The organism is Ruegeria sp. AE3 (assembly GCF_056542225.1).
Genome location: NZ_JBQFZL010000001.1, coordinates 659,845 through 675,018, shown reverse-complemented (window position 1 = coordinate 675,018; position 15,174 = coordinate 659,845). Strand labels below are relative to the sequence as shown.

The following is a 15,174-nucleotide window of genomic DNA, read 5'->3' as shown; positions in this document are numbered from 1 at the left end:
CATCCTCACGGGAAAAGCGGGGCCATCATCAGGCCCAGAGTTTCATCTTCACCTAACATCAGGTTCGCGTTCTGCAAGGCTTGCCCACTGCTACCTTTTGTCAGGTTATCCAGCGCCGCAATCACAATTGAGCGCCGCTCAATCCTATCCGCCACAACACCGATATGACAGAAATTCGACCCCCGCACATGGTGGGTTGAAGGAGTCTCACCCATCGGCAGCATCTGGATGAACGGCTCGTCCGCGTAGGCTTTGGCAAGCGTTTCGTAGATGCTGTGCGGGTCGCCCTTCACATAGGTTGTGGCCAGAATACCCCTGTTTGCAGGGATAAGGTGGGGCGTGAACTGCACATACACAGCCCGACCGGCAAGTTTCGAAAACTCCTGATCAAACTCGCCAAGATGTCTGTGCGTCCCTCCAACGGAATAGGCGTTGCTGCCTTCGCTCAGTTCAGCGTGCAGCAGGTTTTCCTTCAATGACCGCCCTGCCCCTGACACGGCGCATTTCAGGTCCAGAACGATATCGTCCAGATCAATGACCCCGGCAGATATCAGCGGCCGCAGAACATATTGCCCGGTCGCCGCATTGCACCCGGTGCCCGCAACAAGCCGTGCCCCCTTGATGTCTTCGCGGTAGAACTCGGTCAGACCATAGATCGCCTCTTCCTGCTGTTTTAGCGCGGTATGCGGATTGCCGTACCATTTTTCGTACTCGTCAGGGTCGGCCAGCCGGAAGTCGGCAGACAGGTCAATGATTTTCAGATCTTTCGGCAAGTCCCGGATCACTTCCTGACTGGTTTTGTGCGGCAAAGCGCAAAAACACAGGTCAACCTGCGAAAAGTCGATCTCGGAGATTTTGCACAGATCAGGCAGATCCATGTGGCGCAGATGCGGGAAAACCTGCGCCATGGTCATGCCAGCCTTACGTTCGGCGGCCAGCGCGACGATATCCATGTTCGGGTGCTCGGCGATCAGCCGCACCAGTTCAGCGCCGGTATAGCCCGAAGCGCCCAAAATTGCGATTTTATGGGTCATGTCAGACCTCTTTCACTTGAGTGTCACATGTTTCGACCGCCGATGTGACGGCCTTGAAATAAGGGAAGCAAAGTGGCTGCGTCCTTGACCTAAGTCAGGCAGCCTGGAACGTGATTTGTCGTCGGAGGAACTGCGTCGCCCGGTCGCTGACTACATTGGGTTTGCCAGTTGTCAGAAAACCACTCGGGCCCTCGCCCAACATGTTGGGGTGACGTTGCAGGTAATCTGCCAGACTGTCAGCAACAAGCGCACCCTGGCTGTAAACCTGCACATCGTCACCCAACGCCGCCTGGAATGCTTCGGCCATCAACGGGTAATGCGTGCAGCCCAGAATAGCAGCCTGAGGTTCTGGCATTTTGCGTTTCAGCGCATCCACATGGCTGCGCACCAAGGCTTCGGCCAGGATCATGTCACCGTCTTCTATGGCATCCACAACGCCGCCACATGCCTGTGCCTCGACATCTACTCCGATGGCCCGAAATGCCAGTTCCCGCTGAAAGGCCCTGCTGGACACGGTGGCAGGCGTTGCAAACAACGCCACATGTTTGACGGCCACTTCGCGCGGCGGAGAATTGTCGCCCCATTGCCGTTCGGTCAGTGCTTCGATCAACGGGACAAAAACGCCAAGAACGCGTTTGCCGCTGGGCACGCCTTCTTCCTGCATCCGCCGCAACGCTGCGGCGCTGGCCGTGTTGCAGGCCAGAATCACCAGATTGCAGCCACGCGACCACAGATCTTGAACCGCCTTGCGGGTCAGCTGATAGATATCCTCGGCATCACGCACACCGTATGGCGCGTGTGCACTGTCTGCAAAATACAGGAAATCAACGTCCGGCAGACGTTGCTGTGCGGCACTCAGGACGGTCAGACCGCCCAAACCGGAATCAAAGATACCTACTGCCATTAGATCACTCAGGCGCGATGCCGTTCCTCAAACTCATAGCCGTAATCATAAGACTTCAACGGCGTTGGAGACAGCTCATACGTGGCTTTGCGCAGGAAATCCATCATCTTGCGCGTATCCTTGCTGAGCGGGTCCAGAATGTCGCGCCTGATCGGCTCTCCGACTACGACCTTCACCGGTGTATCAACGCGTTTCTTGAACTCTTTGATCAGCAGGCCCATCCGCAAAGTACTGTGCAGATGGCTGGCGATCTGAAACAGACGAGAGGTGTGGCCATCAAAGAAAACCGGAACAACTGTGGCATTAGATTTCGCCACCATCCGCGCGGTAAACCCGCGCCAACCCGGATCCATGGGGTGGGAAAACGGCTTAACCCCGGTGCTGACCGTGCCGCCGGGAAAAATGCCGATCGCCCCGCCTTCGCCCAGATATGTGAGTGCGGTTTTGCGGGTCTCAAGGTTCAGCTGCATCGCCTCTTTCGTTTCATCAAACGAAATTGGCAGAATGATGCGATTCAGGTCTTCGGCCTTGCGAAACACCCGATGGGCCAGAATGCGGAAATCACCCCGCGTCTCGGACAGGATATGTCCCATCATCAGGCCATCCAGAATTCCGTAGGGATGATTGGCAATCAGGATCAGAGGACCGTCTTTCGGGATATTCGAAAGCGATCCCCCCGCCACGTCCAGTGTAAGCCCATAGCGTTCGACCATCACAGCCCAAAAGTCGCGCCCATTGGCAACGTCTTTCTCGTACCCGTCCGCGCGTTTGATCAGGCGCATACGGCCCGTCGTGTTCTCCATCAGCTTGATGACCATCCGCCCACCTTTGGTTTCCGCGGAATGCGCATAGGAAATGTCGGGAACGGCATGACGACGGGAAGGCATATGGGTCTCCGGTTTGCTGCCTGCAAAATAAGTGCAAGTAACGATTTTGCCTAGCTATCGTGACACGCTTGTGACGTTTTATTCCGCCGCAGCCTGCAACCCTGTCCCTCCGCCGCGAATGACGGCCAGCAACTCCTCGCGCCGTTTGGCTGCTTTGGCCTCGTTCTCGCGCAATACGGGGCCAAACCCACGGATATCCAGCGGCAAACGAGCCAGGGCAGCAATCGCATCGCGTGTTGTCTGCGATACAAGCGGCAGAACCTCGCGCATGTCCTTTTCATATTGACGGATCAACGCACGTTCCATCCTGCGTTCCGACGAATAGCCGAAGATATCCAGTGGCGTACCGCGCAGTGCCTTCAACCGGGTCAAAAGCTTCAGTGGGCCAAGGATGGCTTCGCCAAACGCACGTTTGCGGGGTCTGCCGTTGCTGCCCGATCCCCCCAAAAAGGGCGGGGCCAGATGGAACGTCATCTTGAAGTCGCCATCGAACTCGGCAGCCGCTTTGTCACGGCTTGTCAGAAGAAGGCGCGCGACTTCGTATTCATCCTTGTAGGACAAAAGCTTGTGATAGCCTTTTGCCACCGCCTCGCGGATATCCGCATCCTCAACACTGTCGACCAGCTTGCGATACCGTTTGGCCAGCCGCGCACTTTGGTAATCGGTCAGATGGCTTGCGCGGAATTCGATCTTCTGATCCAGCGATCTGGGCATCTCGGTCACGGTCGGGGACAGAATGGACTGCACTTCAGCGGGATGCAGAACCGCCCAACGCCCGATATCGAACGCACGCTTGTTCCGTTCAATCGTAGTTCCGTTCAATTCGATGGCATCAAAGATCGCCTGATGGCGGACGGGCAACAACCCCCGCTGCCACGCCGCGCCAAAGATCATCATGTTGGAATAGATCGAGTCGCCCATCACGGCGCGTGCCAACTCGGTCGCGTCAAACAGCGAGACACCTTCTTTTAACCGTGCCTGGAGGGCCAGTTCCAGCTGATCGGCAGGAATGCGGAACTCGGTATTGCGCGTAAAGTCGCCTGTTACCGTCTCATGGCTGTTCACAACGGCGCCTGTACGGCCTGTGCGCGTCAGGCCCAAAGTTTTGGCTCCAGCGGACACCACCAGATCACCGCCGATCAGCGCATGGGCTTCGCCGGTTGCGACACGGATGGCGCTGATGTCTTCGGGTGCGTTGGCCAGACGGCAATGGATGTGAACCGCGCCGCCCTTCTGCGCCAAGCCCGCCATTTCCATCATGCCCGCGCCTTTGCCGTCAATCTGGGCAGCCTGCGCAAGAATCGCGCCCAGCGTGACAACACCGGTTCCCCCGACACCCGTGATCACCACGTTATGGGTGCCGCTGATCTTGGGCAACACCGGCATCGGCAGGTCCGGCAAGTCGATTTCGGTCGTTGCCTCTTTGCGGATTTTCGCCCCCTCAAGCGTGACAAAGGATGGGCAAAAGCCGTTCAGGCAGGAATAATCCTTGTTGCAGCTTGACTGATCGATGGCGCGCTTGCGTCCGAGTTCTGTTTCCTTGGGCACAATCGACACACAGTTCGACTGCACCCCGCAATCGCCGCAGCCTTCGCAGACATCGGTATTGATAAATACGCGCTTGTCCGGGTCCGGGAACGTGCCGCGTTTGCGGCGACGGCGTTTTTCGGCCGCACAGGTCTGAACATAAACGATGACCGAGACGCCCTCGATCTCGCGAAATTTCTCCTGTACCTGCATCAGTTCCGCACGCTCGAACGTCTGAACACTCGACGGCAAAGCCTTGAAGTTCACGTCTTCCTTTTCGTCATAGACCAGAGCAACCTCACGGACACCCATGGCCTTGACCTCGGCAACGATCCGTTCTGCGGTCAGATCGCCTTCATTCTCCTGCCCACCCGTCATGGCGACGGCATCGTTGAACAGGATCTTGAAGGTGATGTTCGTGCCTGCTGACAACGCCGCGCGGATCGCCTGAACGCCCGAGTGGTTATAGGTGCCATCGCCAAGGTTCTGGAACACGTGTTTGGTGGTCGAAAACGGTGCCTCACCGATCCAGTTCGCGCCTTCACCGCCCATCTGGGTAAAGCCGGTGGTGTTCCGGTCCATCCACTGAACCATGTAATGACAACCGATCCCTGCATAGGCACGGCTGCCATCGGGGACTTTGGTCGAACTGTTATGCGGACAGCCCGAGCAGAAATACGGAAGCCGCGTTGCAATTTCCTGTGCGTTGTCAGCCCGGCGTGCTTCGGATAATGAGGCCAGACCCGCACGAATACCATCGGTTTCGCGCCCTTCTTCGATCAGGATCTCACCCAGCTTTTCGGCAATCATGATCGGGTCCAGCGCGCCGCGGGTCGGGAACAGTTCATCGCGATGCAACGTACCGGCGCCGCCCTTGTACCACCCATAAACCCGGCGGCCGCGACGGTCGTCAAAGATAGCTTCTTTGACCTGAACTTCGATCAGCTTGCGCTTTTCCTCGACGATCACGATCAGGTCCAGTCCTTCGGCCCAGTCGTGGAACCCGACCATGTCCAGCGGGAAGGTTTGTCCCACCTTGTAGGTCGTGATCCCCAGCCGCTCGGCTTCGGACTCGTCGATGTTCAAAAGCGAGAGCGCATGGGTCAGGTCCAGCCAGTTCTTACCGGCCGCAACAAACCCGATCTTTGCACCCGGTTTGCCCCATATCCGCTTGTCCAGCTTGTTGGCATGTGAAAACGTCTCGGCTGCAAACCTCTTGTAATCGATGACGCGCGTTTCTTGCAGGTGCGGCGTGTCCCCAAGGCGGATATTCAAACCGCCTTCCGGCATATCGAAATCAGGTACGACAACCTGCATTCGGTCGGGGCGACCATCCACAACCGAAGTAACCTCGATTGTGTCCTTCATGGTCTTTAGCCCAACCCAAACCCCGGCAAAACGGCTGAGGGCATAGCCGTAAATTCCGTAGTCGAGGATTTCCTGCACGCCCGCCGGGCTGACGACAGGCATATACATATCCACCAGTGACCATTCGGACTGATGCAACACGGTCGAGCTTTCGCCAGTATGGTCATCACCCATCGCCATAAGCACACCGCCATGCTTGGCGGTACCGGCCATATTCGCGTGGCGCATGACGTCACCGGACCGATCTACGCCCGGCCCCTTGCCGTACCAAAGACCGAAAACCCCATCGAACTTACCGTCGCCGCGCAAGCCGGCCTGTTGGCTGCCCCACAGCGCTGTTGCCGCCAGATCTTCGTTCAATCCAAACTGAAACGTAACATCGCTTTGGGACAACTGCTTTTGCGCCCGCATCATCTGCTGATCAACAGCGCCCAGTGGCGAGCCACGATATCCAGTCACCAGCCCCGCAGTGTTCAGTCCCGCCTGCCGGTCTCTGACCTTTTGCATCAGCATCAACCGGACAAGCGCCTGTGTTCCGTTCAGAAGAACGGGGCTTTTCTCAAGATCGAACCGGTCGTTTAACGTAATCTGTGGCTGACTCATCAGACGTCTCCCCTCGCCAGATCAGTGTGCATGTACTCAGCGCATTTTAGGTCATAATTTCTGACCTGTATAGGTTTTATGCACTGAACCGTAACGATTTCGGCCTTTGATTGTAGAACTTGTTACCTGTTTCATATAGGCGTTCGAAAAGATAACGAAAGTTGCGGCGATGGATTGGGACAAGCTTAGAATATTTCACGCGGTGGCCGATGCGGGCAGCCTCACACATGCCGGGGACAAGCTCAATTTGTCTCAATCCGCCGTGAGCAGACAGATCCGTGCGCTGGAAGAGTCATTGGATGCCACCCTTTTTCACCGTCACGCCCGGGGGCTGATTCTCACCGAACAGGGTGAATTGTTGTTCGACGCCACATCCGCCATGTCAAAACGGCTGGACGCAGCTGCCGCACGCATTCGCGACAGTGAAGAAGAGGTCTTTGGCGTTCTTCGGGTCACGACGACCTTTGGATTTGGCACGCTTTGGCTCGCCCCGCGCCTGCCCAAGCTTTATGAACAATTCCCTGATCTCAACATCGACCTGATGCTGGAAGAACGTGTTCTGGACCTTCCCATGCGAGAAGCGGATGTCGCCATTCGTATGAAGGAACCCAGCCAGGCAGATCTTGTGCGAAAACGCCTGATGACGGTTCAGATGGCGCTTTACGCGACGCACAACTACATCGAAGCCCATGGCGGAATGCTGAAATCTCTGGAGGATATCCAAAATCACCGGCTGATCTGTCAAACACCCGCGGCACCCCAGGTGGGCGCCAGCGCGGCCATGGTACGCCATCTTATGACCTACAATCCTGCTTCGCTGTTGACGGTGAACAACTACTTTGGCGTTCTTCAGGGTGTGTTGCACAATCTCGGGATTGGGGTTCTACCAGATTACGTCACACAGGATTTCCCGCATCTTGTGCCGGTTCTGTCGGATATCGAAACCGCTGACGTGCCGGTGTATCTGGCCTATCCCGAAGAACTTCGACATTCAAAACGTGTCGGGGCGTTCCGTGACTTTGTGCAGGACGAGATTATCGCACAGCGCAAACAGCTGAAAAAGATGGGGAAACTATAGCTATGCACACAAAGCATAGCGGGCATGAGGTCATTTCAGGGTTAATTTCCTTGAACGTTCACAAACTGACCCCTAAATGAGCACTCGAAGACGGTGATGCTGAAACGCTCATCATCTTCATACCTCCCTGTTGGACTATGGCCGAGCTTATTGCTCGGCCTTTTTTTTGCTCAAGGTGTTGTATCAAGTCAGCGAAAGCTCTGGGAAAAATACACGCATAGGCATATGATCCCAAAAAAAACGAAACAATTTCGTGTTCGAGGGAAAATCCATGTTCCACCTATTCCGCCTTGTGTTGGCGATTGTCTCCGCTTTATTTTTGGCGGTTCCGCTATATGCGCAAGACACCGGCTCAACATCCACAGTGACCATTCCAGACGATTTAACGCCTGAACAGGTCGACGGTCTTGTTGCCCGCATGTCAGATGATCAGGTGCGCGCAATTCTTTTGGAACGCCTAGATGCGGTTGCCGAAAAACAGGCTGCCGAGAAGGCGAACGTGGAAGACCCGCTAACCGAAATAAGCGAAATATGGGCCGAGATGGTGTCGTCCTGGACACACGTTCTGACCACGCTTCCAAATATCGTCACAGCACAGATAACTGCGTTTGGCAATTTCAGCGACACGTTTGGAACGAACGGTGTCTTTACCCTGTTTGGGCTTATTCTTTCTGTGTTGATTGCTGGTTTAATAGCCGAGAAGCTGTTCATTTTCCTGACCCGTCGCTGGCATGAAGCGACCGAAGTTGGGGAGGAGGCTGATCTCAAGGGAGCTGTCAGTTATCTGTTCCGCAGGTTCTGTCGCGAAATTGCCGGGCTGATCGTGTTCTATGTCGTCATTCGCGCGATTGGTCGCGGGATTCTGACACCCGAACAGATCACCTATGCCGGTCCGTTTGTGTTCTATCTGATCTGGATCCCGCGCCTGGGGGCTGCGGCCTCACGTTTTGTTCTGGCACCGGAGAAGCCCAAATATCGGTTGGTGAGTATTGACGATCATTGGGCAAAGTATCTGCATCGCAATCTGATCGGGTTGTTGATCCTGATCGGGTTCACGCTGTTTGTTGTGCGCTTCAACGCTCTTAATGGCGTGACAGGCGACGATACACGCATCGGCTTCTGGCTGAACGCGGCAACCCATGTCTACATCGCTATCATCGCATGGACCGCGCGCGAAGGGCTGTCTCAGATGATGCTGGGAACAGATCCGGATCACACGAAATTCGATAAAGAAGTTGCGCATTATTATCCCTACTTCGCCATTGGCGTTTCGGTGACAATCTGGCTGCTGGTCGAATTCCTGGTCGCGCAACGCGATCCATCGACGCTGAGATTGTTGGGTCGTGGTGCGCATTTCACAACCATGTTCTGGTTGCTGATTGCCCCTGCTCTCGACACGTTGATCCGCGGGCTGGTACGCCATTTGCAGCCGCCGATGTCTGGCGAAGGCCCGCTGGCCGAACGCGCTCATCGCGCGGCCAAGCGCAGCTACATCCGGATTGGGCGGGTCATTGCCGGGCTGATCATTGTCTTCATGATCGCCCGCACCTGGCATCTTGACCTACGCAATGTCGCCTCGGCCGGTGTCAGTGCCGAAGTTGGCGGTGCTGTCATTGAATTCCTTCTGATCATCGCAGTCGGCTACATCCTGAACGAGGTCGTCTCACTATGGATCAACCGCAGGCTGGCCAAAGAGCAGACCGCGGCTGAAGCGGTCGACGAGGAAGCAAGCGGTGAAGGCGGCGGTGCCGGGGGCTCTCGTCTGGCGACGGTTCTGCCGCTGATGCGGATTACGGTCCAGATCACCATCTCGGTTATCTTCGGTCTGCTGGCACTGGGTGCGCTGGGTATCAACATCACACCGCTTCTGGCCGGTGCCGGTGTTCTGGGTCTGGCCATCGGCTTTGGTGCTCAGAAACTGGTGGCGGATATCGTCGGTGGTGTTTTCTTCCTGATCGATGATGCCTTCCGCGTCGGCGAATATGTCGATGTGGGCGGAACCACAGGAACGGTCGAAAAAATCTCGATCCGTTCGATGCAACTGCGCCATCACAGGGGGCCTGTGCACACAATCCCTTATGGTGAAATCCAGAAGCTGACGAATTACAGCCGTGACTGGGTGATCATGAAGCTGAAATTCACCGTGCCCTTTGATACCGATCCCAACAAGGTCAAGAAAATCTTCAAAAAGATCGGGGCCGAGATGATGGAGGACGAAACCCACAAAGAAGGCTTTCTGCAACCGTTCAAATCGCAGGGCGTGTTCGACTTCGACGATGTCGGCATGATCATTCGCGGTAAATTCATGGCAAAGCCCGGCAAGCAGTTCACCTTGCGCAAGGAGATCTTCAACAAGGTCAAGGCCGAGTTCAAGGCCAACGGCATTGACTTTGCCCGCCGCGAGGTGCGCGTTGCAATTCCCGGGCTGGAAGAGGTCGAGCATCTGACGCCCGAACAGAAGACTGCTGTCGGCGCCGCAGCTGCTGCCGAGGTCAACAAAGACCAGGGATCGGCGTAATCTTCAGGGTTTACGTCGGCGATTTGCAGCAGGACTGCTGTGCGGTTTAACGGAACCGGCCGTGATGCCGGTTCCGTTTTTCTTTGAAAGACGCGACCTGCGCCGTCTTGACCCTTTCCACACGCGCGCGCTTGCCCTACAAGGCGCGCAATCTCGGCCCACTTGGACACAGGACAGAAGATGCAAGAGCCCGCTATCACACCCGATCTGATTGCAGCACATGGGCTCAAGCCCGAGGAATATGACATGATCCTCGAGATCATCGGGCGTGAACCGACCTTTACCGAGCTTGGTATTTTCTCGGCGATGTGGAACGAACATTGTTCTTACAAGTCGTCGAAGAAATGGTTGCGCACTCTTCCAACCTCGGGGCCTCAAGTCATTTGCGGCCCGGGCGAGAATGCCGGTGTCGTGGATATCGGGGACGGTCAGGCCGTGGTTTTCAAGATGGAAAGCCACAATCACCCGTCCTACATCGAACCCTACCAAGGTGCGGCAACGGGTGTCGGCGGCATCCTTCGGGACGTGTTCACAATGGGCGCGCGCCCGATCGCTTCGATGAATGCGCTGTCCTTCGGTGAACCCGGCCACCACAAAACCCGCCAGCTGGTCAACGGCGTGGTCGAAGGTATTGGCGGCTATGGCAACTGTTTCGGTGTTCCCTGCGTTGGGGGCGAGGTCCGCTTTCACCCGGCTTACAACGGCAACTGCCTTGTGAACGCCTTTGCCGCCGGTTTGGCCGACAGTGACAAGATCTTCTACTCTGCCGCGTCGGGCGTGGGCATGCCGGTGGTCTATCTTGGTGCAAAAACTGGTCGCGACGGTGTTGGTGGCGCAACGATGGCCTCGGCCGAATTTGACGACACCATCGAGGAAAAACGCCCCACTGTTCAGGTGGGTGATCCCTTCACCGAAAAGCGCCTGATGGAAGCAACACTGGAGCTGATGCAGACCGGCGCCGTGATCTCGATTCAAGACATGGGTGCTGCGGGCCTGACCTGTTCCGCCGTTGAGATGGGCGACAAGGGTGGTCTGGGCGTGCGCCTGGATCTGGAAAACGTCCCCCAGCGCGAAGAGAATATGACAGCCTATGAGATGATGCTGTCCGAATCTCAGGAACGCATGCTGATGGTTCTCAAGCCCGAGCTTGAGGCCGAAGCCCGCGCCGTGTTCGAGAAATGGGACCTGGACTTTGCCATCGTCGGTGAAACGATTGCCGAGGATCGCTTCCTGATCATGCATAACGGTGAGGTCAAGGCCGATCTCGTCCTGTCCAAACTGTCTTCGACCGCGCCCGAATATGATCGCCCTTGGGTGCCGACGCCCGAAGCCGAAGACCTTGCCGAAGTGCCTCAGATCGACCCGATTGACGGCCTGCGTGCCCTGCTGTCGTCGCCCAACTACGCGGGCAAGCAGTGGGTTTATGAGCAGTACGACACGATGGTGATGGCGGATACAAACCGGACACCGGGCCTGGGTGCGGGTATGGTGCGTGTTCACGGCACCGACAAGGTGCTGGCGTTCACCTCTGACGTGACCCCGCGCTACGTCCGCGCCAACCCGGTTGAAGGCGGCAAACAGGCGGTGGCCGAAGCCTACCGTAACCTGACGGCTGTTGGGGCCAAACCGCTGGCCACAACAGACAACCTGAACTTCGGCAACCCGGAAAAGCCCGAAATCATGGGTCAGTTTGTCGGCGCCGTTCAGGGCATCGGCGCCGCAGTCGGCGCGCTGGACATGCCGATCGTATCCGGCAACGTGTCGCTGTATAATGAAACCGACGGTCAGGCGATCCTGCCAACGCCCACAATCGGCGCTGTCGGGCTGCTGAATCACAGCGATGAAATCATCGGCAACGAGGTGCGCGAGGGCCACGTGGCTTTGGTGATCGGCGAAACCAAAGGTCATCTGGGCCAGTCCGCCCTTCTGGCCGAGGTCTTCAACCGAGAAGATGGCGACGCGCCGCATGTGAATCTGGACGCTGAAAAACGCAACGGCGATTTCATTCGCGCCAATCGTGGAATGATCAAGGCCTGCACAGACCTGAGTGATGGGGGCCTTGCGCTTGCGGCCTTCGAACTGGCCGAGGCCGCCGGGGTAGGCGTGTGTCTGGATGATGCACCGACGGAATTTCTGTTCGGGGAAGATCAGGCACGGTATTTGGTCGCTTGCAACTTTGATCAGGCCGAAGCGTTGATGATCGCGGCGGGTCAGGCAGGTGTACCGCTGGTCTCGGTAGGTCGGTTTACTGGCGATACCGTCAGGATCGGCGGCTCGGAGGCCTCGTTAGAAGACCTGACGGCCGTTTTCCGCAACAGCTTTGCCGACGCCGTCGCCTGATCAGGCTGTTTAAATATCGCTCGAAACCTGCGCCCTGAATAAGCGCAGGTTTCGTCGTTTTGGCACATTCATGTGCCCTTGCGCGCCAGGTTCAAGCGCTCTACATCTTTGGAAAGACCTTCAGGAGTTACCTACATGCCGATGAGCGCCCATCAAATAGAACACCTGCTGCGAGAAGCCTTTCCTGATGCGGTCATTCAGGTTGGCGGCAACGACGGTGTTCATATGTCCGCCATGGTGGTGGACGAAAGCTTTCGCGGCAAAAACCGAGTTCAACAACAGCGCGCCGTCTATGCGGCCCTGAAGGGCAAGATGGATGGCCCGGATGGAGAGCTGCACGCACTGGCATTGACCACGAAAGTGCCTGAATAGCAGACGAACCGATAGGATGGGCTCTACTGAGACTAACCTTTCTGTTCTTAGACGTTATCAGCTCCTTGGCGATCCTGTTTTGTGATCTACCGAAGCTACTGAAATATGGGCCCAGATATTGGCGCGTCACAAGGAATATGAGACGGCGAAAACTCACACAGCGCAAAGGTTGAGAGTGCCCAATTATGAATGGCTTGTTGTTCTGGATAGGTTTATTTGCAGCATTGATAGTTGCCGCCGCGCTGATCGAAGCCTATGTCAAACGCAACCGAAAAAGAAAACTGTCCGATATGCGTCCGGATCCGGGTGAACTCAGCAAAATGGGCGGCCTTGAGAGATATGGGCTTGATCCGGTGAAAATGGCGCAGGCTGAACACCGGCAGCTTGAAACGGAAGGATGGGCACTCAGTTTGCCCAGTGATGGAACAATCCCCGCAGATGCGGATGAAAAGGGAAAACAAGATGACCGACGTTAAGACCCGGATCGACGAAACCGTCAAAGCCAACGATGTGGTGCTGTATATGAAAGGCACCAAGGAAATGCCGCAATGCGGGTTCTCCTCGCGCGTGGCTGGCGTGCTGAACTATATGGGCGTCGAATACACGGATGTGAACGTTCTGGCCGACGAAGAAGTGCGTCAGGGGATCAAGGATTATTCCGACTGGCCAACTGTGCCCCAGCTTTATGTCAAAGGCGAGTTTGTTGGCGGTTGCGATATCATCACCGAGATGACCTTGTCGGGTGAACTGGATGCGTTGTTCGACGAAAATAATGTCGGCTACAACAAGGAAGCAGCCGACAAAATCCGCGAAGCAAACGCGTAATCCGGCCTACCGGCTGGAACAACCCCGATAGATCTCCTGCTCATTGGCGGCGCCCGCCGCCAAATAGCTAACCGACGCGTCCCACCCTTTCGAGCGCAGGATGTAGGTTCCACTTTCACCAAAGGATTCGTAGCGGATACCTGAACCGCTTTCGACCTGACGCATAACAACCAGAGAATTGTCCACCAAGGTTGCCGCGGCCCCTGTACTATCCGGTGCGTTGAAATAGGTAACAGGCAGCGGTATTCCGTTTTCGCAGGTGAAGGTGACAGACAGAATATCGATTTCGGCCAGTGCCGTTGTTGCGGGCATGACCAGCGCCGCAACACAGATGAATTTGCGCAGGACCTTCATCGTGCCTTTTTCTCCTCAACTACTGCGGCCAGCGCTTCGGCTCGTGCGGCCAGTTCGGCCAGCGTATCTGTAACAGATGGCGGAACCACAGCCACTTCGATGCGCTCAGGTTCGGGCGCCGGGGCGCTTCGCAGCGCCTGAAGCTCGGCTTCGGCTTCGGCCAGTTTCCCTTCGAGCGATTTGACCTTGTCCTCTGTTGCCGCAGTCTTGTCGGCCAGCATCAAGCCGGCCATCAGCAACATGCGGGATTCCGGCATACGACCGATCTGATCGGACAGCACCTGTGCCTCGTCGTCCAACACTTTGGCGGCAGCGTGCAGAAAGGGCTCTTCCCCGTCCCGGCAGGATACGTCAAAACCGCGCCCGCCGATATGAATGGTCACTTCGGGCATCACTCTACCTCACCTTCAACAAGTTTCGCCTGCGACAGCAGAGGTTCCAACCTTGCAAGAACTGCCTGCGCTTCGGCGGCGTCTGACGCCTGTGCCGCGCGCGTTGCTTCCAGTTCCGCGACGGTGGCCCGGTTCAGCAGCTCGGCATCTGCGACACCTTCGGCGGCGGCGGCGCGCAATTCCTCTATCGCAGTGCGCAACTGCTCGTTTGCCTTGCGCATCCGTTGCAGATCGTCGTCCAGTCGCGACATTGCAGCGCCGTGACTGGTCCGTTCAGCGCGCAGCATCTCAAGCTCGGCGCTCAGGTCGTCGACGCGGACTGTATCTGACAGTTCGTCCTTTAGACGGCTGTTTTCCGCTTTCAGCGCCTCCAGCTCGGTGCTGTTGTCCAATGCGGCCTTGGCTTCGGCCAATTCAGCGCGCGCGGCTTCGACCGTCGCGATTTTCGCACGGGCTTCTTCCAGCTCGGAACGCAGAGCGTCTGTTTCGGCTGTATTGGTCGGAGCGCTTCGCAACTCCTCAAGATCGGCTCTCAGCCCATCCACTTCCTGTTCGTGCTGTTCCTTTAGGGTTCTCAGACGTTCCTGAAGCTGCGCGTTCGCAACTTTTTCATCTTCAAGCGCTGCCTGGAGGCCGTCCTCCGGGCGGGCATCTACGGACGCGCCGCCCAATGCGTCGACGCCCGCTCCGATACGGTCCATCGCCGCAATAATGCGGTGCTGTAATTCCTCAAGTTGGCTCATGCCCCTGTCACCTCTTTATCAAGGTTCATTCTGTTGCGAAGCGATCCGAATCAAAATCGAATCCCGCCTGCCGCCAGTCTAACGGAATGCGACAGAAAATACCCACTGTTTGCTTTCAACCACTTGGACCACGCAGTTCACGCAATCCAAGCGGATAAACCCCGGTTCTGCTTGCACTTTGAGTGCTGAGTGGTATTGAGCCCGCAATCTGCTTTTTATCCAAAGGAAC

At 56.6% G+C, this 15,174-nt stretch carries 13 protein-coding genes; 6 read left to right on the top strand and 7 right to left on the bottom strand.

Going from position 1 to position 15,174, the window contains the following annotated elements:
- Positions 1-5 precede the first annotated feature (5 nt).
- From argC to ACR0NZ_RS03310, 4 genes are all read right to left on the bottom strand, one after another.
- Positions 6-1,034 carry an N-acetyl-gamma-glutamyl-phosphate reductase gene (argC, locus tag ACR0NZ_RS03325; protein WP_480516921.1) on the bottom strand — a complete coding sequence of 343 codons (1,029 nt, stop codon included), beginning with the start codon at positions 1,032-1,034 and terminating at the stop codon, positions 6-8.
- Between the two features lie 94 nt (positions 1,035-1,128).
- Entirely contained in the window at positions 1,129-1,938 is an 810-nt protein-coding gene (locus ACR0NZ_RS03320) for a glutamate racemase (RefSeq protein WP_480472593.1), read from the bottom strand.
- A gap of 8 nt (positions 1,939-1,946) precedes the next feature.
- The gene (locus ACR0NZ_RS03315) at positions 1,947-2,825 is read right to left on the bottom strand and encodes a lysophospholipid acyltransferase family protein (RefSeq protein WP_480516919.1); all 879 of its coding nucleotides are present in this window, start codon (positions 2,823-2,825) and stop codon (positions 1,947-1,949) included.
- A gap of 78 nt (positions 2,826-2,903) precedes the next feature.
- The gene (locus ACR0NZ_RS03310; RefSeq protein ID WP_480516917.1) at positions 2,904-6,323 is read right to left on the bottom strand and encodes an indolepyruvate ferredoxin oxidoreductase family protein; all 3,420 of its coding nucleotides are present in this window, start codon (positions 6,321-6,323) and stop codon (positions 2,904-2,906) included.
- A gap of 169 nt (positions 6,324-6,492) precedes the next feature.
- On the opposite strand from ACR0NZ_RS03310, the gene ACR0NZ_RS03305 reads away from it, so the two are divergent.
- From ACR0NZ_RS03305 to grxD, 6 genes are all read left to right on the top strand, one after another.
- Positions 6,493-7,401: a LysR family transcriptional regulator gene (locus ACR0NZ_RS03305; protein ID WP_480516915.1), complete on the top strand. Its 909-nt coding sequence runs from the start codon at positions 6,493-6,495 to the stop codon at positions 7,399-7,401.
- Positions 7,402-7,672: 271 nt separating this feature from the next.
- Positions 7,673-9,919 (top strand): mechanosensitive ion channel family protein, encoded by a 2,247-nt coding sequence (locus ACR0NZ_RS03300; RefSeq protein ID WP_480516913.1) that lies wholly within the window; start codon positions 7,673-7,675, stop codon positions 9,917-9,919.
- 180 nt (positions 9,920-10,099) lie between these two features.
- Entirely contained in the window at positions 10,100-12,259 is a 2,160-nt protein-coding gene (gene purL / locus ACR0NZ_RS03295; RefSeq protein ID WP_480493260.1) for a phosphoribosylformylglycinamidine synthase subunit PurL, read from the top strand.
- Between the two features lie 135 nt (positions 12,260-12,394).
- Complete coding sequence (locus ACR0NZ_RS03290; protein ID WP_480472581.1) at positions 12,395-12,631, top strand: BolA/IbaG family iron-sulfur metabolism protein; 237 nt, start codon at positions 12,395-12,397, stop codon at positions 12,629-12,631.
- Positions 12,632-12,816: 185 nt separating this feature from the next.
- Positions 12,817-13,107: a hypothetical protein gene (locus tag ACR0NZ_RS03285; RefSeq protein WP_480493261.1), complete on the top strand. Its 291-nt coding sequence runs from the start codon at positions 12,817-12,819 to the stop codon at positions 13,105-13,107.
- Positions 13,094-13,456 carry a Grx4 family monothiol glutaredoxin gene (gene grxD / locus ACR0NZ_RS03280; RefSeq protein WP_480472577.1) on the top strand — a complete coding sequence of 121 codons (363 nt, stop codon included), beginning with the start codon at positions 13,094-13,096 and terminating at the stop codon, positions 13,454-13,456. The genes ACR0NZ_RS03285 and grxD overlap by 14 nt, the downstream gene beginning before the upstream one ends.
- 6 nt (positions 13,457-13,462) lie before the next feature.
- Here the strand turns inward: grxD and ACR0NZ_RS03275 are convergent, their stop codons facing one another.
- Genes ACR0NZ_RS03275 through ACR0NZ_RS03265 form a run of 3 tightly spaced genes read right to left on the bottom strand, consistent with a single transcriptional unit; the run spans position 13,463 to position 14,945 of the window.
- Positions 13,463-13,810 carry an MliC family protein gene (locus ACR0NZ_RS03275; RefSeq protein ID WP_480472575.1) on the bottom strand — a complete coding sequence of 116 codons (348 nt, stop codon included), beginning with the start codon at positions 13,808-13,810 and terminating at the stop codon, positions 13,463-13,465.
- Positions 13,807-14,202, bottom strand: a complete 396-nt coding sequence (locus ACR0NZ_RS03270) for a cell division protein ZapA (protein WP_209504034.1) — start codon at positions 14,200-14,202, stop codon at positions 13,807-13,809. The genes ACR0NZ_RS03275 and ACR0NZ_RS03270 overlap by 4 nt, the downstream gene beginning before the upstream one ends.
- Positions 14,202-14,945 (bottom strand): hypothetical protein, encoded by a 744-nt coding sequence (locus ACR0NZ_RS03265; RefSeq protein WP_480516911.1) that lies wholly within the window; start codon positions 14,943-14,945, stop codon positions 14,202-14,204. Before ACR0NZ_RS03265 ends, ACR0NZ_RS03270 begins: the two co-directional genes overlap by 1 nt.
- Positions 14,946-15,174: the final 229 nt, after the last annotated feature.